This window comes from Cupriavidus respiraculi (assembly GCF_914271545.1).
Classification (GTDB): Bacteria; Pseudomonadota; Gammaproteobacteria; order Burkholderiales; family Burkholderiaceae; genus Cupriavidus; species Cupriavidus respiraculi.
Genome location: NZ_CAJZAH010000001.1, coordinates 947,562 through 968,885, shown reverse-complemented (window position 1 = coordinate 968,885; position 21,324 = coordinate 947,562). Strand labels below are relative to the sequence as shown.

Below are 21,324 nucleotides of genomic sequence, written 5' to 3'. Positions count from 1 at the left end.
GCGCTACAATGCGCGCGCCCCTTCGATTCCACCTTGCCTCATGAAGTACGCCTTCTCGTTCGCACTGCTCCTGGCCTGCCATGCCGCCGCGCACGGCGCTCCCGACATCCAGGCCGGCAGGGCGCTGTTCAAGGCCCGCTGCGCGTCATGCCACAGCATGGCGCCGCGCAGCACCTTCGGTCCGCACCTGCACGGGATCGTCGGCAGGCCGGCCGCAGGCGCCGGGGATTACCGGTATTCGGCGGCGATGAGGGCGTCGGGCATCGTCTGGTCGCCGCAGTCGCTGGCGGCGTTCGTGCGGGCGCCCGGCGATGTGGTGCCCGGCACCACGATGCGCTTTCGCGGCATCGGCGACCGTGGGCAGGTCGAGGATCTTCTGGCCTACCTGCAATCCGCGCAATAGCGGGGGCGCCGGGTCGGGCGGCGATCAGGGAAGGGCAAACGGGTCGGAACCGGTCAGGCGAGGGCGAGGCAGGGTGGCAAGGCGGGCAGGTCCTTGCGGCATGCCCGCCCCGATCGCGCCGGCGTGGGTCCGGGGATCGTCGAGCGGGCGTGGGCGGCCGGGGCGGTGCGTTCAGGACGGCTGGCCGGCGAGCGCGGCATCAGGCGCCGTCGAAGCGCGAATCGCGGACCGTGGTGTTGGCGCCGTCGGTGAAGGCATCGCGCGTGCCGGTGCGGGCGCCGTCGGTGAACGGGTCGCGGGTGCCGGTGCGGGCGCCTTCCGTGAAGATGTCGCGTTCGCTGATGGCGGCGCCGTCCAAATACGGATCGACGCTGCGGGTCGTGGCGGCGCTGGCCAGGCCTGCCGTGCCGGCAAACGTGGCAACCAGGGTCGTGGCGAGCAGGGCGTGCTTGAGAGTGGACATGTAGTTTTCTCCGGAGATGCGGCGGCCAAAAGGGCCGGCCGTGGGAAGCAGTCTAGAAAACCGCCCAGCACGGGAACATGACTCCAGGATGACAATGCTGTCATGCAGCAAGAGGTCTGCGGCGGGTCTTTCCGGCAGTCCAACCGGAGCCGTTGTCGTGTCTGCGCCGGCCGGGTCTTGCGTAATTCGACGTTTCGCGGCTTGGCTGCCACAGCCTTTCCATGTTCCTGTGCGGATCGCTTGCACATGCGGCGCGGCCATGGCAAAAGGCGCGTGATGCGGACAGACCCTTGGCCGCACCCTGTAGAATCCCGAAAAGTCCCATCGGCCTGTGCCGATTCCCTGTTGTCCTCTCAGCTTCGCCGGCCGTCTTCGCCGCCGCCGGGGCGCTCAAGATAGTCATGTCCGAGTTCGATGAAGCCAGACAAGCCGCGGTGGCGTGGATCCGCGAGCGAATGGATCGCCATGGCCTGACGCTGGACGATCTGGAAGCCGCCGGCTGTTTCGACGCCGCCTCCAGCGCCAGCGACGACGTGGGATCGTCGCCACCCCCGCCCGCCCCGGATGCCGCAGATGCCATGCAGCTTGCCGCGCCGCCCGCGCCAGGCCACGCGGAACCGTGCGCCGGTACGGTGCTATACCGCAATGCGCTGGGCCAGACGTGGGATGGCATCGGCGAGCCGCCCGACTGGTTGCAGCGGGCGGTCAACGCGGGCCAGTCGATGGAGTTCTACCGCGTCGAATGAGCCCGGGCTCCGGGCGTCTTTCAGCAGTGGGCCTGGCCCTGGTGCAGCGGCAGGGCCGGCGCCGATTCCGCCAGTTCCGCGAACGGTGCGCGGGGCGTGGCGCGCCCGTGATGAGCCTGCATCAGCTCGGGCAGGGCGATCGGCGTGGTAGCCGCGCACATGCCGCCCGAGCCATGGCGATGATGGCCCGCGCGATGGTGACGATGCCCGGCATGGCTGGCGTCGGCCGCGTGGCGGTCCGGCGCCGGCTTCCCGTCGTCACGGCATGTTGCTTGCGCCTGGCCGGCGATGGCGGCCTCGGCGGCTGACTTGAGCGCCGCGTGGCGGTCCATCAGCGAGATATCGGCCACCGGTTCGCCGGCGCCGCAGCCCGCGCCGCCGTGGGCCGGCACGTTGGGAGTGGAAAGGGCCGGCGCGGCGACGAGGCCGAAGCACAGCGGCAGGCAGAGCAGGAGTCGTTTCATCGGGAGACGGCTGGCGCGCCGGACCGGTGGCCCGGTGCGCGAAATCTGGCGGGCCGCGCGATGGCTCGGGCGGGGCCGTTGGGACAAGCGGCATTGTACCGGCGCCCAACCGCTCGCCCCGCTTACGCCAACATGACAATCTTGCAATCTTCGCGGCAGTTGCTCCGCGCTCGTGTACGGTATGGCCTCTTACCGGCCCGTCCGGGAAAGGCAGTGTGAAATGCGCATATTGATCGTTGAGGACGAGCCCAAGGCGGGCGCCTATCTGTTGAAGGGCCTGACCGAGTCGGGCTTCGTGGTGGACCTGGCCAGCGACGGCGTGGACGGCCTGGCCCATGCGCGCGACCAGCGCTACGACCTGATCGTGCTGGACGTGATGCTGCCGGGCATGGATGGCTGGCAGGTGCTGCGCGAACTGCGGCGCGACAAGGACACGCCCGTGTTGTTCCTGACCGCCCGCGACGAACTGGCGGACCGCCTGAAGGGCCTGGAACTGGGCGCCGACGACTACATGGTCAAGCCCTTCGCCTTCGCCGAACTGGTGGTGCGCATCCGCACCATCCTGCGCCGGGGACCGCTGCGCGAGAGCGAGATCATCGACGTGGCCGATCTGCAGATCGACACCATCCGCCGCCGCGTCACGCGCGCCGGGCAAAAGATCGAACTGACTTCCAAGGAATTCGCGCTGCTCCAATTGCTGGCCCGCAGGCGTGGCGAGGTGCTGTCGCGCTCGCTGATCGCCTCGCAGGTGTGGGACATGAATTTCGACAGCAATACCAATGTCGTCGACGTGTCGATCCGACGGCTGCGCGCCAAGGTCGACGATCCGTTCGAGCGCAAGCTGATCCACACGCGGCGCGGCATGGGCTACGTGCTCGACGAGGCAGCCTCTTGACCCGGCTGTTCCCGCGCGTGCTGGACCGGTTGATCCCCGCCTCGCTGACCGCCCGCATGGCGTTGGCCTTCGGCGCCGCCGCGGCGGCGATCCTGGTGGCGGTGGGCACCTATCTCGCCTGCGCGCTGTCCGCGCAACTGCAGGAGCGCGACGAGAACGAACTGGTGGGCGAGGTGCTGCTCGTGCGCCATCTGCTGTCCGAGGTGACCACCGAAGAGGACGTGCGAGCGGGCATGCATCGCTTCACCGACCTGGCGCTCGGCCACGAGGGGCTGATCCTGCTGGTGCGCACGCGCCGCGGCGCGCCGCTGGTGACACTGAATCCGCGCCACGAGTCGGTACCGCCGCTGCGCGTGCTGCCGGCCACGGTGATGCCGGACCGCAGCATGCTGCAGACCTGGTATCCCCGCAATGGCGTGGCCTCGCGCGGCATTGCCGCGCTCGGCCAGCTCGGCGATACCGACCGGGCCGTCGAGATCGTGGTGCTGCGCGACGCGGGCTACCGGGCGGCGCTGATGAAGGAGTACGGGCTCCATATCTTCTGGGCGACGCTGTGCGGCTCCGCGGTGGCGGCAGCGCTCGGTTATCTGCTCGCGCGCCGCGGGCTCGGCGGATTGCGCCGCATGGCGCAGAAGGCATCGGCGGTGACCACCAGCCGGCTCGCCACGCGGCTGGACGCATCGGCCGAGCCCACCGAGCTGCGCGAACTGGCCGAGGCCTTCAACGGCATGCTGGCCCGGCTGCAGGACAGCTTCTCGCGGCTGTCCGAATTCTCGGCCGACCTGGCGCACGATTTCCGCACGCCCATCAGCAATCTGGTCGGGCAGACCGAAGTCACGCTCGCGCATGCGCGCACGGTCCAGGAGTACGAGACCCTGCTGGAGTCCAACCTCGAAGAGTTCGACCGGCTTGGGCGCATGATCGAGAACATGCTGTTCCTGGCCCGCGCCGACCATGCCCAGGTGGCCATGGAGGTCAGGCTGCTGGACGCGCGGGCCGAACTGGACAAGGTGGCGGAATATTTCGAGGCGGTCGCGGCGGACCGCGAGGTCAGCCTGACGCTGACCGGCGCGGCCGCGGTGCGCGCGGACCAGACGCTCTTGCGCCGCGCGGTGACGAACCTCGTGGACAATGCGCTGCGCCACGCGCCCGTGGGCAGCAACGTGGTGCTCGCGGTGGAGCGCTCCGGCGAGGGCACGCGCATCAGCGTGGCCAATGCCGGCGAGGGCATTCCGCCCGATGCGCTGCCCCACATCTTCGGCCGCTTCTATCGGGCCGATCCCGCCCGCAGCAATTCCGCTTCCTCGACGGGCCTGGGCCTGGCGATCGTGGACACCATCATGCGGCTGCATGGCGGCAACGCGACCGCCCGCAGCGACGCGGGCCAGACGGTGCTCGAGCTGATGTTTCCTTTCCGCCCCGCCGGCGCATAATGCCTCCATCGGCGCCGTTCTGTGGGACGGCGCCGCCCTTTTCAAGACGGGGACGCGCCCGTCGCGGCCCCAACATCGAGGAGACAGCTATGCAAGTACAGCCTTATCTTTTCTTCAGCGGGCGTTGCGAGGAGGCGATGGCGTTCTACGGCGAGGCGCTGGGCGCGCAGGTCACCTACAAGATGCGCTTCAACGAGGCCCCCGATCAGGAAGGTTCCGCCGCGATGCCGCAGGAGTGGGGCGAGAAAATCATGCACGCCAACGTCACCATGGGCGAGAACGAGGTGATGATGTCCGATGGCATGCCAGGCATGCCGGCCCAGACGTTCACCGGCTTCAGCATGTCGGTCACGGCGAAGACGCTGGCCGAGGCGCAGCAGCGCTTCGACGCGCTGTCCGTGGGCGGCCAGCCGATGATGCCGCTGCAGAAGACGTTCTGGACCGAGGGCTTCGGCATGGTCCAGGACAAGTTCGGCGTGCCATGGATGGTTAACGTGGTCGAGTAGCGGCAGCTACCGGCACCGGGATCCCGCCCATCCACCCGAACGGCCCGCCTTGCGCGGGCCGTGTCACGTCCGGCTCAGATTTCCGACATTGCCTCCCGCTTGCCCGAGTCCGTGTGGGAGCGGGTCAGCCACGTCGGCGCGCCCGGCTCGCGCGTCACCCTTTCCAGGGCTTCCCGGACCTCATCGTTGCCCCAGATGATATGGCGCGCGTAGCGGTTCATCGGGCTGTCTTCGTCCGGGTCCAGGCGGCCGGTCAGGAAGCGTTGCAACGAAGGGAGTACGGCGTCGATGCCGTGCTCTTTGATGGTCGCGTGGCAATCGAGGACCATCTTGTCGGAAACGCCGGGGTGCCTGAGCAGCCGGTTCAGGGACCACTGGGCGTTCCAGGGTAGCGCGTGGGCCAACTGGACCGCTTCGTCGAGTTTTTCCGCCTTGTCGAAGAGCGCCTCGAGCAGCCTGGGCATCCGGACGATCTGCAGCGGGCCGCGCAGCATCTCGTGCAACAGCGAGGTGTCGATGCCCTTCGCCGCAAGCGCGTCGAACGACGACCGGACATTGGCGCAGGCGGGGTCCGCCAGCAGCGCCACCACATTCTTCTCCACCGTACGGGCCAGCGTGTGTTCCTTGAGCATCGCCTTCAGGCCGGCCTGGGTGCGCAAGGCGTTTGCCTGATCGGCCGGGACGTCCGCCGTCGGCTGGAAGAACGGATAGCTCGCGGCAAGCGCGTTGACGGCGTCCATGTCCGGGCAGCCCTCGAGCAGCCTGCGCAGCGTTGTCGGGTTGGTCCACGCGGCCTCCGCAATGCGCGGCGTCTGGAGCAGCCGGACGGCGCGCGGCCAGTGATCCGCCGTTTCGGCATACGTGCGCAACACCGTGTGGATGGTCTGGTCGCGCATCGTGATGGGGGAACGCCAGGCGCCATGCGATGGGCCGGCGAGCGGCTGCCCGGAATCGGCCGCGGCCCGCGCTTGCCCGGATGTCCCGGCCGCGTCCGCCGGCTTTGCATCCGGCTTGGCGAACACTTGCTCCGCATAGCGCGATCTTTCCTTGTCGAATTCGGCCTCCAGCTGCAGGAGGTCCTTCAGTTCCCCCGCGGACAGGCGCTTCGTGCCGTCGAATTGGATGCCGCGGAACCTGTCGAAGATGCGCCGTGCGAGGCCGCGTTGCTCGTCCAGTTGCGCGTAGCTGGTCGATCGGCCCAGGGCGTCGTACTGATAGGTGATGTGGGCGGGCCGGCCCGCCAGCTGGACCGTACCCTTCTGCGTGAAGTAGCGAGGGCTCTTGTGGGAGGGGGAATTGCGCTGGGCTTCGGCGGCCTTGCGGGCCGCCTCGTCGATCTGGCTGTAGCTTTGCTTGGTGATGGTCAGGACCGGGCTCATATCGTGCTGGAGGGAGAAAGACGATGAGCGGCGATCGTAGCCAGCGTGTGGTCTCGCTACTATCGGTCCTGACTGCCGGCTAAAGGAAACGGGAAGAGCCGTGCCGTTCTTCCCGTCCTCTTCAGGCGCGCGGCACGGCGTCGGCCCCGGCCATCGGCAATCCATATGGACGCCGCCGATGGGCCCAGCGATACAGCACGGGCAGCACCAGCAGGGTCAGGGCGGTGGACGAGAGGATGCCGCCGATCACCACGGTGGCCAGCGGCCGTTGCACCTCGGCGCCGGTCCCTGTCGCGATGGCCATGGGCACGAATCCGAGCGAGGCCACCAGCGCGGTCATCAGTACTGGCCGCAGCCGTGTCAGGGCCCCCACGCGGATCGCCTCGTCCAGCGGCGTGCCGCCCTCGCGCAGGCCGCGGATGAAGGACAGCATCACCAGACCGTTGAGCACGGCCACGCCGGACAGCGCGATAAAGCCGACCGCCGCCGAGATCGACAGCGGGATGCCCCGCAGCCACAGCGCCAGCACGCCGCCGGTCAGGGCGAAGGGGATGCCGGTGAAGACCAGCAGGCCGTCGCGCAGGTTGCCGAACATGGCGAACAGCAGCCCGAAGACCAGCACCAGCGCCAGCGGCACCACGATGCGCAGCCGTTCGGTGGCCGACTGCAGCTGCTCGAAGGTGCCGCCCCAGGCGATCCAGTAGCCGGCTGGAATCGCCACCTGCCGCTCCAACGCCGCGCGCGCGTCCAGTACGAAAGAGCCGAGGTCGCGGCCGCGCACGTTGGCGCTCACCACCACGCGACGCTTGCCGTCTTCACGCGACACCTGGTTGGGGCCCGGCGCGACGTCGAGGGTGGCGATCTCGCCAAGCGGGATGTAGCTGGTGCCCGCATTCGAGTTGCGCGCATCGGCCGGCAACGCGATCGGCAGGCGCGCGAGCGCCGCCGGATCGGCACGTACGGACTCGGGCAGGCGCACGCCGAGCGCGAAGCGGCGGTCGCCCTGGAAGATCGTCCCGGCTTCGCGCCCACCCACGGCAATCGCCACGGTGTCCTGTACGTCTGCCATGTTGAGCCCGTAGCGCGCGGCGCGCGCACGGTCCACCGCCACCGTGAGAATCGGCAGGCCGGTGGTCTGCTCGACCTTGACCTCGGTCGCGCCGGGCACCGCCTGCAACGCCGCCGCGATGCGTCGCGCGGTGGCATCGAGCACTGCCTGGTCGTCGCCAAAGACCTTGACCGCCACGTCGCTGCGCACGCCGGAGATCAGCTCGTTGAAGCGCAGCTGGATCGGCTGCGAGAACTCGTAGCGGTTGCCGGGAAGCTCGTCGACCTCGGCCTGGATCTGCGCGAGCAGCGTGTCGCGCGACTTGGCCGGGTCGGGCCATTGGTCGCGCGGCCGCAGCATGATGTAGCCGTCCGAGATATTCGGCGGCATCGGGTCGGAGGCGATCTCGGCGGTCCCGGTGCGCGCGAAGACCCGCTCGATCTCGGGAAACTTCGCGGCCAGCCTGCGCTCGATCTGCTGCTGCATGTCCACGGACTGGCTCAGGCTGGTGCCCGGAATGCGCAGCGCCTGCAGCGCGAGGTCGCCCTCGTTCAGGTTGGGGATGAACTCGCTGCCCAGGCGCGTGGCGACGAGCCCGCTCAGCAGCACGGTCACGGCCGCGAACGTCAGCACCACCGGCGCATTGGCGATGGTGCCCTCCAGCGCGCGCGCATAGTGGCGCCGCGCCCAGCGCATCAGGCGGTTCTCCTTCTCGTCCACCTTGTCGCCGAGCCACAGCGCCAGCGCCGCGGGCACGAACGTCACCGACAGCAGCATGGCGGCGGCCAGCGCCAGCACCACCGTGATCGCCATCGGGTGGAACATCTTTCCCTCCACGCCGGAGAGCGCGAAGATCGGCAGGTACACCACCATGATGATGAGCTGGCCGTAGATCAGCGGCCGCCTGGCCTCGCGCGCGGCGGCGAACACTTCCTCCAGCCGCTCCGCGCGGGTCAGCGCGCGGCCCGCCTGCTGCCGCGCATGGCCCAGGCGCCTGACGCAGTTTTCCACGATCACCACGGCGCCGTCGACGATGATCCCGAAGTCCAGCGCGCCCAGGCTCATCAGGTTGGCGCTGACCTTGTACGCCGCCATGCCGGTGAAGGTGAGCAGCATCGACAGCGGAATGACCAGGGCGGCGATCAGCGCGGCGCGCAGGTTGCCCAGGAACAGGAACAGCACGGCGATGACCAGCGCGGCGCCTTCGAGCAGATTGCGCTTGACGGTGGCGATGGCGCGGTCCACCAGCACGGAGCGGTCGTAGACGGTGACGGCGCGCACGCCGGCCGGCAGGGTCCGGTTGATCTGCGCCATGCGTTCGTCGACCGCCCGGGACACCGCGCGGCTGTTTTCGCCCATCAGCATGAAGGCGGTGCCCAGCACGACTTCCCGGCCGTTTTCCGTGGCCGCGCCGGTGCGCAGTTCGCGGCCAAGCTCGACGCGCGCCACGTCGCGGATGCGGATGGGCAGCCCCTGCGCGGTGCCGACGATGACGTCGCCGATCTCCTCGGTCGAAGCCAGTTGGCCGGGCGCGCGCACCAGGTACTGCTCGCCGTGGCGTTCGATATAGCCGGCCCCGACGTTGCCGTTGTTCTTCTCCAGGGCCTGCACCACATGCTGCAGCGTCAGGCCATGGGCGGCGAGCGTCTCCGGCGATGGGGCGACCATGTACTCGCGGGCGTAGCCCCCGATGGTGTTGATCTCGGTGACGCCCGGCACGGTGCGCAGCTGCGGCTTGATGACCCAGTCCTGGATCTCGCGCAGATCGGAGAGCGTATAGGCGCCGCCGTCCGGCTTGCGGGCGCCGTCCTCGGCCTCGACCGTCCACAGGTAGATTTCCCCGAGGCCGGTGGAGATCGGGCCCATCTGCGGATTGACGCCGGCGGGCAGCTGCTCGCGCGCCGCCTGCAGGCGCTGGTTGACGAGCTGACGGGCGAAGTGGATATCGGTGCCGTCGCGGAAGATCACGGTCACCTGGGACAGCCCGTAGCGCGACAGCGAGCGCGTCTGTTCCAGTCCCGGCAGGCCGGCCATCGCGGTCTCGATGGGATAGCTGACGCGCTGCTCGGTCTCCAGCGGCGAGGAGCCCGGCGCGGTGGTGTTGATCTGCACCTGGATGTTGGTGATGTCGGGCACCGCATCGATGGGCAGGCGGCTGTAGCTGTGCGCGCCCAGCAGCGCCGCGGCCAGCGCGGCGATCATCACCAGCCAGCGCTGGGCGATGGCGAAGCGGATCAGTCGTTCGAACATGATGGGCTCCGCTCAGTGGGTGTGCTCGGCATCGGCCTTGCCGCGTTCGGCCTTCAGCACGAAGGTGTTGGTGGCCGCGTAGGTCTCGCCGGGCGCCAGACCCTGCACGATCTCGACGTGGTCGCCGATCCGGCGGCCGGTGCGCACGCTGCGCGCGACGAAGCCGCCCGGCACGGCGACGAATACGGTGGCGTGGTCGCCCTCGGTCTGCACGGCCTCGGCCTCGACCGCGATTGGCAATGCCACCTCCGGGCCGGCGACGCTGACCGTGACGAACAGTCCCGGCCGCCATGCAAGGCTCGGATTGCGCAGCGTCACGCGCGCGGTGGCCGTGCGGGTCTGCTGCCCCAGCAGCGCGCCGACATACGACACCGTGCCCTGGACCGCGCCGTCCTGCGCGGCCGACGCGACGCTGGCCCGCTCGCCCACGCGGACGTGCGCCAGATCCTTGGGCGCGATAGAGAATTCGGCCCACACCGTGCTCAGGTCCGACAGGGTGAACACATTGGTCTCGGCCGCCACCGCCTCGCCCAAGGTGATGTGCTTCTCGACGATGACGCCGTCGAAGGGGGCGCGCAGCGTGAAGCGGTTGGAGGCGCCGTCCGCGGTGCCGGCGCCGATGGCGTTGAGCTTCTGCGCCGCGTTGTCGGCGGCGATCCGCGCTTCCTGCATGGCCGTGCGTGCGGCGAGATAGTCCTGCTCGGCGGAGATCCTGTCCTGCCACAGGGTCTTTTCGCGCTGGTAGGTGGACTGCGCCAGCTCCAGCCGGCGGCGCGCCGCCTGCCATTCGCCGCGCAGGTCGGCCAGCGCGCTGCTGGCGATCACCGCCAGTACCTCGCCCTTCTTCACCTGCTGCCCGAGCGCGGCGGGCACGCTTTCCACCACGCCCCCGACGCGCGGAGTCACGTGTGCCGTGCGGTCCTCGTTGAACCGGATCTCTCCGGGGAAGGGAACGGTCGCGGCCAGTTGCGCCGGTCCGGCGCTGCGCACCGCGATGCCGGCTTCCCGGATCTGCTCTGCGGTCATCGCGACCGTCTCCGTGGCGGCGGGCGCGCCCTTGGCGTGGTCGTGGTCCTCGTGCTTCTCGCGGTCCTCGTGCTGATCGTGGGCCGCGGTGTCTGCCGCGTGACCGCCGTGGTCATCGTGGCGCTCGCCGTGTCCGGTCATCAGCAATGCCGTGCCGGCCAGCAGGCCCGCCAGCACGATCAGGGCAATCGCGGCTTTCTGCCTGCGAGACAGGCCCGATGGCTTGTTCGTCTTCATGGTGGCTGTCCTCGTTCAGTGACCGAGAATGCGGTCGATGGCGGCCGCGGCCTCGTGGGAGGCGGCGATGGCGTTCAGATGGCGGATGCGGGCCTGCAGCAGCGTGCGCTGTGCGTCGATCACGTCGAGAAAGGCGAACTTGCCCGCCTCGAAGCCGCGCACTGCGGCGTCGTAGGCCTGGTTCGCCGCCGGCAGGACGTCCTGCCGCAACGTGTCGGCCAGGGTGCGCGAGACGCTCAGCTGCGTCGCCGCCTGCCGCAGCTCGGTGCCCAGCCGCAGGCGCGTGGCGCGGTATTCGTCCGCCGCCTTGTCCGCCTGGCGCATGGCCGTATAGACGTTGCCCTGATTGCGGTCGAACAGCGGCAGCGGGATCGAGACCCCGATCACGGGCATGGTGCCGCGGTCGCTGGCGTTGTCGCGCTTGGTTCCCACGGTCAGCGTCAGGTCCGGGTACTGGCGGCTGCGCTCGACGCCGACCACCGCCTGACGGCGTTCGACCTCGATGCGGCTGGCCTCCAGCGCGGGCGCGAGCTCGATCTGGTCGTTCAGCTGCGCCATGCCCGGCCGCGGCGGCGCGGGCCGAAGGTCCTCGGGCCGGGCGAGCGGCGGCATGTCGGCGTCGGCCAGCCCGCACAGCGCGGCGAGCGCGTGACGGGCCAGCGCGAGCGCGGCATCGGCATCGGCCTGCTCCAGCGCCGCATTGGCTTGTTCGACGCCGGCCCGTGACTGCTCCAGCGGCGCGGCCTTGCCAGCGGCAACGCGGCGCGTGGCCACCTGCAAGGCATGGGAGGCGAGCGACACGGCTTCCCGCGCCAGCCGCGCACGTTCCTGCGCGACCAGCATGGCGAAGAAGGCGCCATAGACGGCGCTGCGCAGTTCCAGCCGCGCGGCCGCCAGCTGCGATCGCGCCAGTTCGCGTGACTTGCCGGCGGCGCCGAGGCGGGCGGCGCGTTTGCCGCCCAGCTCCAGTGGCACGTTCAGCTGCGCGGTGGTCGTGCGGGAATCGCGCCGCGTGTCTTCCATCAGCACGGCCACTTCCGGGTTGGGCAGCACGCCTGCCTGGGTCACGCCGCCCTCGGCGGACTCCAGTTCGTTGCGGGCGGCCGCCAGCGCCGGGCTGCGTTCGGTGGCCAGCGCAAGCGCGGCGTCCAGCGTCAGTGCGCCATCGGGAGGGATTGCCGCCGACGACCGGGCGGCCCGGAACGGGTCGGCGGAGGCGGGGGCGGGGGCGGGAGGCGGCGCCTGCCGCGTATTTGCGGCGATTGCGCCAGCGTCCGGCACGCGTGCGTCAGCGCACGCCCCGGGGGCGTAGAGCCATAGCGCCGCCAATGCGAGCGGCATGCAGGTTTTTCTCATCGAATGTCACCAGGGTCGAGACCAGGCAGATTCGGCGAGACGGGAGGTCGGGAAGGGGAAGGAAGCGGTCGTCTCGCCGGTCAGGCAAGGCGGGGCCACTGAGGCCGGTCGGGCAGGGCGTCGGGGGCGGAGCGGAACAGCGCCCGCACGAGGGGATGGCGCGCGGTCGCGCCAAGCGTGGCGTGGGTGAGGTCGGCGACCGAGGGAACGGCGGCGGAGGCTGCCAGATGGCATACCGCGCAGTCGAGGTCGGGGGCCTGGTAAGGCGTATCGGGCTTGTCGGCGTGCTTGCTGCTCGCCTTGCCGGCCTTGTCGGCCTTGGCGCTCAGTGCGACGCCCTCGCTGCCCTGATGGGCATGGCCGTGATGGCCCCAGTGCCGCGCCGCCGTGCCCTCGGGCTCATGTCCGCAATAGGCCGCGGCCCCGGCCCAGGCGAACTGGAGCGGCAGCACGATGGCTAGCAGGACGATGAGGAGGCGGCGCATGGCGGCGATTATAGCGGCACCGTCGCGGGCACCGAGGCGGAAGTGCCGCCCGGTGCCCGCGGTCGCGACTCAGTCGCGCGTCTCGAGCAGCTTGTTCACACGCAGCGCCAGCAGCGTGCAGACAGCGCCGGACAGCAGATAGACGCTGACGGCCACCAGCCCGAACTTGACGGACAGGCCCAGGGCCACCAGCGGAGCGAAGGCCGCGCCGAACAGCCACGCGAAGTCCGACGTCAGCGCGGCGCCGGTATAGCGGAAGCGCGATTCGAAGTTGGCGGTGACGGTGCCCGATGCCTGGCCATAGGACAGGCCCAGCAGCGCGAAGCCGATCAGGATGAAGGCGTCCTGCGCGGCGGCCTCGCCGCCCAGCAGCATCGGCGCGAAGAGGCTGAAGATGCCGATGAGCAGGGCCAGCAGGCCGAGCATCGTGCGGCGGCCGATGCGGTCGGCGATCACGCCCGAGGCGATGGTGGAGACGATGCCGATGGCGGCGCCCACCACCTGCACGATCAGCACGTCGTCGATGGACTGCGACGAGGTCAGGGCCATCCACGACAGCGGGAACACGGTCACGAGGTGGAACAGCGCGTAGCTGGCGAGCGCGGTGAAGGCGCCCAGCACGATGTTGTAGCCCTGGGCACGCACCATTTCGCGGGTGCCAATGGGCTCGAGCTCGCCTTCTTCCAGCAGCGCGGTGTATTCCTCGGTCACCACCAGCCGCAGGCGGGCGAACAGCGCTACCACGTTGATGGCGAAGGCGACGAAGAACGGATAGCGCCAGCCCCATTCCATGAAATCGGTGGGAGAGAGGCTCACGTGCAGGAACAGGAACAGGGCGCTGGCGATCAGGAAGCCGATCGGCGCGCCGAGCTGGCCCAGCATCGCGAACCAGCCGCGGCGCTCGCGCGGTGCGTTCAGCGCCAGCAGCGACGGCAGGCCGTCCCACGAGCCGCCGAAGGCGATGCCCTGGAGCACGCGGAAGAATGCAAGCAGGATGATGGTGTTCTGGCCCAGGCTCGCATAGGCTGGCAGGAACGCCATGCCGCAGGTCGCCGTGCCGAGCAGGAACAGCGCGCCGGTCAGCTTCACGCCCCGGCCCCAACGGCGCTGGATCGCCATGAACAGCGCCGTGCCGAACGGCCGGGCGATGAAGGCGAGCGCGAAGATCGCGAAGGCGTAGAGTGTGCCTTCCAGGCGCCCCACGAACGGAAAGAACACCGTCGGGAACACCAGTACCGAGGCGATGCCGAAGACGAAGAAATCGAAATACTCGGATGCGCGTCCGATGACCACGCCGGTGGCGATTTCTCCGGGGGCGACCCTGGACCGGTGCCCGGTGTCGCGCGCGTTCGGCGCAGGGGAGGGGGCGTGGGGCTGGTGCGTGATGCTCGACATCGTGCTTGCTCTGGTTCGAATAAGTGTTGCGCGGTGTGCTCTTACAGGCGCTCTCGCGGTGGGCAATCGCTGTCGCGGGCGCGCGACGGGTGCAGCGTACAGGGCGCGGACCCCGGAGGATCGCATTCCTTACGCAGATTCACCATAGGACAAAATGTCCAATTCACCAGACATGCCGATGCGCGTACATTTCGCTTCCATTTTCACGGCTAAGCTATTCCTGCCGGCAATGCGCCCTCATTCTCTCCTCCGCAGCCTCGTCCTGCTACCCGCTTTTGCCCTGCTGTCGGGCTGCAACGCTGTGCTGCTGTCTCCTTCCGGAGACGTCGCGGTCCAGCAACGCGACCTGATCATCATCTCGACGGTGCTGATGCTGCTGATCATCGTCCCGGTGATCGCGCTCACGTTCATCTTTGCCTGGCGCTATCGCGCCACCAACAAGGATGCACCGTACGATCCCGAGTGGGACCACTCGACGCAGCTCGAACTGCTGATCTGGGCCGCGCCGCTGCTGATCATCATCGCGCTGGGCGCCATCACGTGGGTCAGCACCCACCTGCTGGATCCGTACCGTCCGCTGGACCGCATCGACGCCACCCGCGCCAAGCCGGCCGACGCCAAGCCGCTGGTGGTGGAAGTGGTGGCCATGGACTGGAAGTGGCTGTTCCTCTATCCGGAGCAGGGCATTGCGACCGTGAACGAACTGGCCGCGCCGGTCGACCGCGAGATCCGCTTCAAGATCACCGCCTCGACCGTGATGAACGCCTTCTTCGTGCCGTCGCTGGCGGGCATGGTCTACGCCATGCCGGGCATGGAGACCAAGCTGCACGCGGTGATCAACCGCGCCGGCGTCTACGACGGCATCTCTGCCAACTACAGTGGCGAGGGCTTCTCCGGCATGCGCTTCAAGTTCCACGGCATGGACAACGCCGAGTTCGACCGCTGGGTCGCGCAGGCCAAGGCCGACGGCAAGGAACTGTCGCGCGACCTGTACCTGAAGCTCGAACAGCCGAGCAGCCACGAGCCGGTGCGCCATTTCGCCAGCGTCGCGCCGGGCCTGTACGACGCCGTGCTCAACCGCTGCGTCGAGCCGAACCGGATGTGCATGCGCGACATGATGGCGATCGACGCGCAAGGCGGCCAAGGCAAGCCGGGCGCCTTCAACGTCGCCACGCTGGATGCGTCCACCCGCGCCCGCCTGGGCCTGGAGAACGCGCCCGTGCGCAACTACGTCGGCGGCATGTGCACCCCGGCCAATCCGGAAGGCAGCGCGAACACCTCGCCCGCCAACCTGCCGACGCTCGACCCGGCCGGCCAGTCCGCCGCCGTGACGACCCCTCTGCTTCCTCTTTCGCGGCGCGCCCCCGACGCCGTTGACCAGCATGTCTGACAGCTTCGACCTTACCAAGCTTATTTTTGGCCGCCTCTCCTGGGAGGCGATTCCGCTGCACGAGCCGATCCTGATCGCGACCTTCGCGGCCGTGGTGCTCGGTGGACTGGCGCTCGTTGGCGCGCTGACCTATTTCAAGGTCTGGGGCACGCTGTGGCGCGACTGGTTTACCAGCATCGACCACAAGAAGATCGGCATCATGTATATCGTGCTGGGTCTGGTGATGCTGCTGCGCGGCTTCGCCGACGCGATCATGATGCGTCTGCAGCAGGCCATCGCTTTCGGCGAAAACGCGGGCTATCTGCCGCCGCACCACTACGACCAGATCTTCACCGCCCACGGCGTGATCATGATCTTCTTCGTGGCCATGCCGCTGGTGACGGGCCTGATGAACTACATCGTGCCCCTGCAGATCGGCGCGCGCGACGTGGCGTTCCCGTTCCTGAACAACTTCAGCTTCTGGATGACCACCGCCGGCGCTGGCCTGGTGATGGCGTCGCTGTTCGTCGGTGAATTCGCCAAGACGGGCTGGCTGGCCTATCCGCCGCTGTCGGGCATCCTGCAGAGTCCGGACGTCGGGGTCGACTACTACATATGGTCCTTGCAGATCGCGGGGGTCGGGACATTGCTATCGGGCATCAACTTGCTGGTGACCATCGTCAAGATGCGCGCACCCGGCATGAGCCTGATGAAGATGCCCGTCTTCACGTGGACCTCGCTGTGCACCAACGTGCTGATCGTGGCCGCCTTCCCGGTGCTGACGGCCGTGCTGGCCCTGCTGTCGATGGATCGCTACGTGGGCACGAACTTCTTCACGAACGACTTCGGCGGCAACGCCATGATGTACGTGAACCTGATCTGGATCTGGGGCCACCCCGAGGTGTACATCCTGATCCTGCCCGCGTTCGGCATCTTCTCGGAGGTGGTTTCCACCTTCAGCAGCAAGCGCCTGTTCGGCTATGCGTCGATGGTCTACGCGACCGTCGTGATCACGGTGCTGTCGTACCTCGTGTGGCTGCACCACTTCTTCACGATGGGGTCGGGGGCGAGCGTCAATTCGTTCTTCGGCATCACGACGATGATCATCTCGATCCCGACCGGGGCGAAGATCTTCAACTGGCTGTTCACGATGTACCGGGGCCGCATCCGCTTCGAGGTGCCGATGCTGTGGACGATCGGCTTCATGGTCACCTTCGTGATCGGTGGCATGACCGGTGTGCTGCTCGCCGTGCCGCCCGCCGACTTCGTGCTGCACAACAGCCTGTTCCTGATCGCCCACTTCCACAACGTGATCATCGGCGGCGTGCTGTTCGGCATGATGGCCGGCATCACCTACTGGTTCCCGAAGGCCTTCGGCTACAAGCTCGATCCGTTCTGGGGCAAGTGCTCGTTCTGGTTCTGGCTGGTGGGCTTCTACGTCGCCTTCATGCCGCTGTACGTGCTGGGCCTGATGGGCGTGACCCGCCGGGTGAACCATTTCGAGGATCCGTCGCTGCAGATCTGGTTCCAGATCGCCGCCGTGGGGGCCTTCCTGATCGCGCTGGGCATCGCCAGCTTCCTGATCCAGCTGGTGGTGAGCTATCGCCGCCGCGAACAGCTGCGCGACCACACGGGCGATCCCTGGGCCGGCCGCACGCTGGAGTGGTCGACCTCGTCGCCGCCGCCGTCGTACAACTTCGCCTTCACCCCGCAGATCCATGACGGCGATGCGTGGTGGCAGATGAAGCAGCGCGGCTACAAGCGTCCGCTGGAAGGCTTCCGCGCGATCCACATGCCGAAGAACACCAGCGCGGGCATCATCCTCGCGGGCCTGAGCGCCGTGTTCGGCTTCGCGATGATCTGGCAGATGTGGCTGCTGGCCGGTGTGTCGTTCGTCGTGCTGCTCGCCGTGGCGATCGGCCATACCTTCAACTATCAGCGCGACTACTACATCCCGGCTGAAGACGTGATCCGCACCGAGGCGGAACGCACCCGACTGCTTGCCAAACATGCTTGATACTCTCGCCCCCGCCCACGCCGGCCATCCGGCGTCCCCGGCCCAGCCGGGCCAACCGGCCTCGTCCGAGCTGCGCTTCCATGTGGAAGGCGACCACCACCCGCAAAACGGGACGCTGCTCGGGTTCTGGCTGTACCTGATGAGCGACTGCCTGATCTTCGCCTGCCTGTTCGCCGTCCACGGCGTGCTGGGCCGAAGCTACGCGGCGGGTCCGTCGGGCGCCGACCTGTTCAACCTGCCGCTGGTGGCGCTGAACACCTCCATGCTGCTGCTGTCCTCCATCACCTATGGCTTCGCCATGCTGGAGATGCAGCGCAACCGCAAGCAGCAGACCATGGTGTGGCTGGCCATCACCGGCCTGCTGGGCGCCGCCTTCATCGGGCTGGAGCTCTATGAATTCGCCCACCTGATCCACGAAGGCGCGGTGCCGCAGCGCAGCGCCTTCCTGTCGTCGTTCTTCACGCTGGTCGGCACGCACGGCCTGCACGTGACGTTCGGCATCGTGTGGCTGATCACGCTGATGTTCCAGCTCAAGCGCCACGGCCTGATCGCCGAGAACAAGCGCCGCCTGATGTGCCTGTCGATGTTCTGGCACTTCCTGGATGTGGTCTGGATCGGTGTGTTTACCTTCGTTTATCTGATGGGAGTGCTGCCATGAGCCAGCCTCACGACTATTCCTTCGACAATCTCGCCGAGCACGGCGGTGGCGACCATGGCCACCACCATGGCGAGGACCATGCCGGCGAGCCCCATGGCACCTTCAAGGGCTATGTGATCGGCTTCGTGCTGTCGGTGATCCTGACCGCCATTCCGTTCTGGCTGGTGATGGACAACGTGATCGAGAACCCCGCGACCACCGCGATGGTGATCCTCGGTTTCGCCGCGGTGCAGATCGTCGTGCACATGATCTACTTCCTGCATATGAACGCGCGCTCCGAAGGCGGCTGGACCATGCTGGCGTTGATCTTCACCATCGTGCTGGTCGTCATCACACTGAGCGGCTCGCTTTGGGTCATGTTCCATATGAACACGAACATGATGCCCACGATGATGCATGACATGAAGAGCATGCCCTGACCTTGCCGCGCCAAGCCGCCACCGGCGCGGACGCTGCTCCGCGCCTTCGTTCCCGTGCCACGCTGGTGATGCTGGCCCTGATCGCGGTGCTGGCGTTTGCCGGCTTCGTCGCACTGGGAACGTGGCAGGTGGAGCGGCGGGCATGGAAGCTCGACCTGATCGAGCGGGTGGACCAGCGGGTGCATGCGCCCGCCACCGCTGCGCCGGGCCCGGCGCAATGGCCGCAGGTGAACGCGGCCAACGACGAATACCGCCGCGTGCAGGCCACCGGCACTTTCCTTCATGACCGGGAAACGCTGGTGCAGGCCAGCACCACGCTCGGCGCGGGCCATTGGGTCATCACCCCGCTGCGCCAGGCCGACGGCACCATCGTGCTCGTCAACCGTGGTTTCGTTTCCCCCGAACGGCGAGAGCCGTCCACCCGTAGCGCCGACGCCCCGCACGGCACCACCACGGTGACCGGGCTGCTGCGCCTTACCGAGCCGGGCGGCGGCTTCCTGCGCCGCAACGATCCGGCGGGCGGGCGCTGGTTCTCCCGCGACGTGCAGGCGATCGCGGCGGCCCGTGGCCTCGGGCAGGTTGCCCCTTACTTCATCGACGCGCAGGCCGATCCGCCGGCATCCGGCAGCGCCCAACGCTGGCCGGTTCCGGGCCTGACCGTCATCTCGTTTCCCAACAGCCACCTGGTCTACGCGCTGACCTGGTACGGACTCGCGCTGATGGTCGTGGGTGCCGCCTGGTACGTGGGCCGGGAGGAAAGTCGACTTCGACGTAGCCGATGAGGGACAATGCACTTCGCTTGAAACCAAGAGAGTGAAGATGCTACGTTCCCCCGAGGCCGCCGAACTGGAGTCGGACCGGCGTCATGCCGCGAGCCAGGCCCGTGGCGCCCAGCGGGCATCGCGCTGGCGCGCGGGCGCGGCCGATACCACGGCGCGCCAGAACATGCAGCAGCTGATCGAGCTGCGCTGGATCGCCGTGCTCGGCCAGGTGGCCACCATCAGCCTGGTCCACTACGGGCTCGAAATCCCGCTGCCGCTGGGAGGCATGCTGACCATCGCCCTCGGCCTCGCGGCCTTCAATGCGGTGAGCCTGCTGCACCTGTACCTCGTGCGCGAGGTCTCGAACGGGCAACTGTTCGTCGCGATGCTGGTCGATGTGGGCATGCTGACGGCCCAGCTCTACATGAGCGGCGGCGCCTCCAATCCCTTTATCTTTCTCTATTTGCTGCAGGTGATCCTGGGCGCGGTGCTGCTCGAGGCATGGTCGACGTGGGTCATCGTGGCGGTAGCCGCGGCCTGTTTCGCGGGACTTGCCATCGTGGGCAAGCCGCTTGCGTTGCCGCCCGACCACGAACGCGGACTGGGCAGCCTCTATATCAAGGGCATGCTGATCTGCATCGTGCTCAACGCCTCGCTGCTGGTCATCTTCGTCACCCGGATCGGGCACAACCTGCGGGCTCGCGACGAGCGTCTCGCGGTGCTGCGCCAGCGTGCGGCCGAGGAGGAACATATCGTGCGGATGGGGCTGCTCGCCTCGGGTGCGGCCCATGAACTGGGCACGCCGCTGTCCACGCTGGCGGTGATCATGGCCGACTGGCGGCGCATGAAGCCCTTCACCAGCGATCCCGAGCTGATGCAGGAAATCGGCGAGATGCAGGCGCAGGTGCAGCGCTGCAAGTCCATCGTCAGCGGCATCCTGATGTCGGCCGGGGAGGCGCGGGGCGAGGCGCCGATGCAGACCACCGTGCATACCTTCCTGGACGACCTGGTCACCGAATGGCGCGCAACGCGCCCGGTCAACGAATTCTCGTACGAAAACCGCTTCGGGCAGGACCTGGCGATCATCTCGGATTCGGCCATCAAGCAGATGGTGCACAACGTGCTGGACAACGCGCTGGAGGCCTCGTTGAGCTGGGTCCATCTCGACGTCACCCGGGAGGACGACGCGCTGGTGCTGGCCATCCGCGACGACGGCCTGGGCTTCCCGCCCGAAATGCTGGAGCGGCTCGGCAAGCCCTACCAGTCCAGCAAGGGCCGGCCCGGCGGCGGACTGGGCCTGTTCCTGGTCGTCAACGTCGCCCGCACGCTGGGCGGCACCGTCGCCGCGCGTAACCGCTCCGACGGCGGGGCGGAGGTCACGCTGACCCTGCCACTGTCGGCCATCACCGTAGAAGACCCGCACCATGCCCCCAATGGAAACTGATGCCGCGCCGACGGCGCCCGAACGCGTGCTGCTGGTCGTGGAGGACGACGCCGCCTTCGCCCGTACCCTGCGCCGCTCGTTCGAGCGCCGCGGCTACCGCGTGTTGCACGCCACGAGCCTGGACGATGTCACGGAGGTGCTGCGCGACGAGACGCCAGGCTATGCGGTGGTGGACCTGAAGCTCAAGGGCGAGGCGTCCGGCCTCGCCTGCGTGCAGGCTTTGCACACGCACAACGCCGACATGCTGATCGTCGTGCTGACCGGCTTTGCCAGCATCGCCACCGCGGTGGAAGCCATCAAGCTCGGCGCCTGCCACTATCTTGCCAAGCCGTCGACCACCGACGATATCGAGGCCGCGTTCGAACGCGCCGCCGGCGATGTCGAAGTCGAGGTCACCGAGCGTCCCACCACGTCGATCAAGACCCTGGAATGGGAGCATATCCACGAGACGCTCGCCGCCAGCGACTTCAATATCTCCGAGGCCGCGCGCCGGCTCGGCATGCATCGGCGCACGCTGGCGCGCAAGTTGGGGAAGCAGCGGATCAAGTAGGGCGGGGCGGCAAGGCCGGC

General features: G+C 68.3%; 20 protein-coding genes. 12 read left to right on the top strand and 8 right to left on the bottom strand.

All coding sequences use genetic code 11. The features are described 5' to 3' along the window. Positions 1–40 precede the first annotated feature (40 nt). On the top strand, positions 41–403 hold the full coding sequence (locus LDO27_RS04325) for a c-type cytochrome (RefSeq protein WP_222206947.1): 363 nt from the start codon (positions 41–43) through the stop codon (positions 401–403). Between the two features lie 199 nt (positions 404–602). On the opposite strand, the gene LDO27_RS04320 is transcribed toward LDO27_RS04325, so the two are convergent. After that, positions 603–866 (bottom strand): hypothetical protein, encoded by a 264-nt coding sequence (locus tag LDO27_RS04320; RefSeq protein WP_222206946.1) that lies wholly within the window; start codon positions 864–866, stop codon positions 603–605. A gap of 401 nt (positions 867–1,267) precedes the next feature. On the opposite strand from LDO27_RS04320, the gene LDO27_RS04315 reads away from it, so the two are divergent. Further along, positions 1,268–1,612, top strand: a complete 345-nt coding sequence (locus tag LDO27_RS04315; RefSeq protein ID WP_224039890.1) for an H-NS family nucleoid-associated regulatory protein — start codon at positions 1,268–1,270, stop codon at positions 1,610–1,612. Positions 1,613–1,632: 20 nt separating this feature from the next. On the opposite strand, the gene LDO27_RS04310 is transcribed toward LDO27_RS04315, so the two are convergent. After that, a complete protein-coding gene (locus LDO27_RS04310; protein WP_224039888.1) occupies positions 1,633–2,076 on the bottom strand; it encodes a hypothetical protein in 444 nt (147 codons plus the stop codon). 220 nt (positions 2,077–2,296) lie between these two features. Between LDO27_RS04310 and LDO27_RS04305 the strand changes: the two genes are divergently transcribed. From LDO27_RS04305 to yjdN, 3 genes are all read left to right on the top strand, one after another. Next, entirely contained in the window at positions 2,297–2,971 is a 675-nt protein-coding gene (locus LDO27_RS04305; RefSeq protein WP_222206943.1) for a heavy metal response regulator transcription factor, read from the top strand. Between the two features lie 56 nt (positions 2,972–3,027). Next, positions 3,028–4,404: a heavy metal sensor histidine kinase gene (locus LDO27_RS04300; RefSeq protein ID WP_377747383.1), complete on the top strand. Its 1,377-nt coding sequence runs from the start codon at positions 3,028–3,030 to the stop codon at positions 4,402–4,404. Positions 4,405–4,493: 89 nt separating this feature from the next. Beyond that, entirely contained in the window at positions 4,494–4,910 is a 417-nt protein-coding gene (yjdN, locus tag LDO27_RS04295; protein WP_224039886.1) for a VOC family metalloprotein YjdN, read from the top strand. 74 nt (positions 4,911–4,984) lie between these two features. Here yjdN and LDO27_RS04290 read toward each other — a convergent pair whose 3' ends face one another. From LDO27_RS04290 to LDO27_RS04265, 6 genes are all read right to left on the bottom strand, one after another. Beyond that, on the bottom strand, positions 4,985–6,289 hold the full coding sequence (locus LDO27_RS04290) for a hypothetical protein (RefSeq protein ID WP_224039884.1): 1,305 nt from the start codon (positions 6,287–6,289) through the stop codon (positions 4,985–4,987). Positions 6,290–6,410: 121 nt separating this feature from the next. Then, complete coding sequence (locus tag LDO27_RS04285) at positions 6,411–9,587, bottom strand: CusA/CzcA family heavy metal efflux RND transporter (protein WP_224039882.1); 3,177 nt, start codon at positions 9,585–9,587, stop codon at positions 6,411–6,413. A 12-nt stretch (positions 9,588–9,599) separates the two neighbouring features. Continuing rightward, positions 9,600–10,850: an efflux RND transporter periplasmic adaptor subunit gene (locus tag LDO27_RS04280; RefSeq protein WP_222206939.1), complete on the bottom strand. Its 1,251-nt coding sequence runs from the start codon at positions 10,848–10,850 to the stop codon at positions 9,600–9,602. A gap of 15 nt (positions 10,851–10,865) precedes the next feature. Further along, entirely contained in the window at positions 10,866–12,191 is a 1,326-nt protein-coding gene (locus LDO27_RS04275; protein WP_224039880.1) for a TolC family protein, read from the bottom strand. A gap of 95 nt (positions 12,192–12,286) precedes the next feature. Continuing rightward, positions 12,287–12,691: a cation efflux protein, CzcI family gene (czcI, locus tag LDO27_RS04270; RefSeq protein ID WP_224039878.1), complete on the bottom strand. Its 405-nt coding sequence runs from the start codon at positions 12,689–12,691 to the stop codon at positions 12,287–12,289. A gap of 69 nt (positions 12,692–12,760) precedes the next feature. After that, positions 12,761–14,086, bottom strand: a complete 1,326-nt coding sequence (locus tag LDO27_RS04265) for an MFS transporter (RefSeq protein ID WP_222206935.1) — start codon at positions 14,084–14,086, stop codon at positions 12,761–12,763. Positions 14,087–14,315: 229 nt separating this feature from the next. Between LDO27_RS04265 and cyoA the strand changes: the two genes are divergently transcribed. From cyoA to LDO27_RS04230, 7 genes are read left to right on the top strand one after another with little or no spacing between them, the layout of a single operon-like run. Next, entirely contained in the window at positions 14,316–15,476 is a 1,161-nt protein-coding gene (gene cyoA, locus LDO27_RS04260) for a ubiquinol oxidase subunit II (RefSeq protein ID WP_222206933.1), read from the top strand. Continuing rightward, the gene (cyoB, locus tag LDO27_RS04255) at positions 15,469–17,472 is read left to right on the top strand and encodes a cytochrome o ubiquinol oxidase subunit I (RefSeq protein WP_222206931.1); all 2,004 of its coding nucleotides are present in this window, start codon (positions 15,469–15,471) and stop codon (positions 17,470–17,472) included. Before cyoA ends, cyoB begins: the two co-directional genes overlap by 8 nt. Further along, positions 17,465–18,130 carry a cytochrome o ubiquinol oxidase subunit III gene (gene cyoC, locus LDO27_RS04250; protein WP_222206929.1) on the top strand — a complete coding sequence of 222 codons (666 nt, stop codon included), beginning with the start codon at positions 17,465–17,467 and terminating at the stop codon, positions 18,128–18,130. The genes cyoB and cyoC overlap by 8 nt, the downstream gene beginning before the upstream one ends. Continuing rightward, positions 18,127–18,549, top strand: coding sequence for a cytochrome o ubiquinol oxidase subunit IV (cyoD, locus tag LDO27_RS04245; protein WP_224039876.1), 423 nt, complete (start codon positions 18,127–18,129; stop codon positions 18,547–18,549). The genes cyoC and cyoD overlap by 4 nt, the downstream gene beginning before the upstream one ends. Then, entirely contained in the window at positions 18,546–19,331 is a 786-nt protein-coding gene (locus LDO27_RS04240; protein WP_377747382.1) for an SURF1 family protein, read from the top strand. The genes cyoD and LDO27_RS04240 overlap by 4 nt, the downstream gene beginning before the upstream one ends. A gap of 37 nt (positions 19,332–19,368) precedes the next feature. Then, the gene (locus tag LDO27_RS04235) at positions 19,369–20,754 is read left to right on the top strand and encodes an ATP-binding protein (RefSeq protein ID WP_224039874.1); all 1,386 of its coding nucleotides are present in this window, start codon (positions 19,369–19,371) and stop codon (positions 20,752–20,754) included. Next, positions 20,735–21,304, top strand: a complete 570-nt coding sequence (locus LDO27_RS04230; RefSeq protein WP_224039872.1) for a response regulator transcription factor — start codon at positions 20,735–20,737, stop codon at positions 21,302–21,304. The genes LDO27_RS04235 and LDO27_RS04230 overlap by 20 nt, the downstream gene beginning before the upstream one ends. The last annotated feature ends 20 nt before the right edge of the window (positions 21,305–21,324 follow it).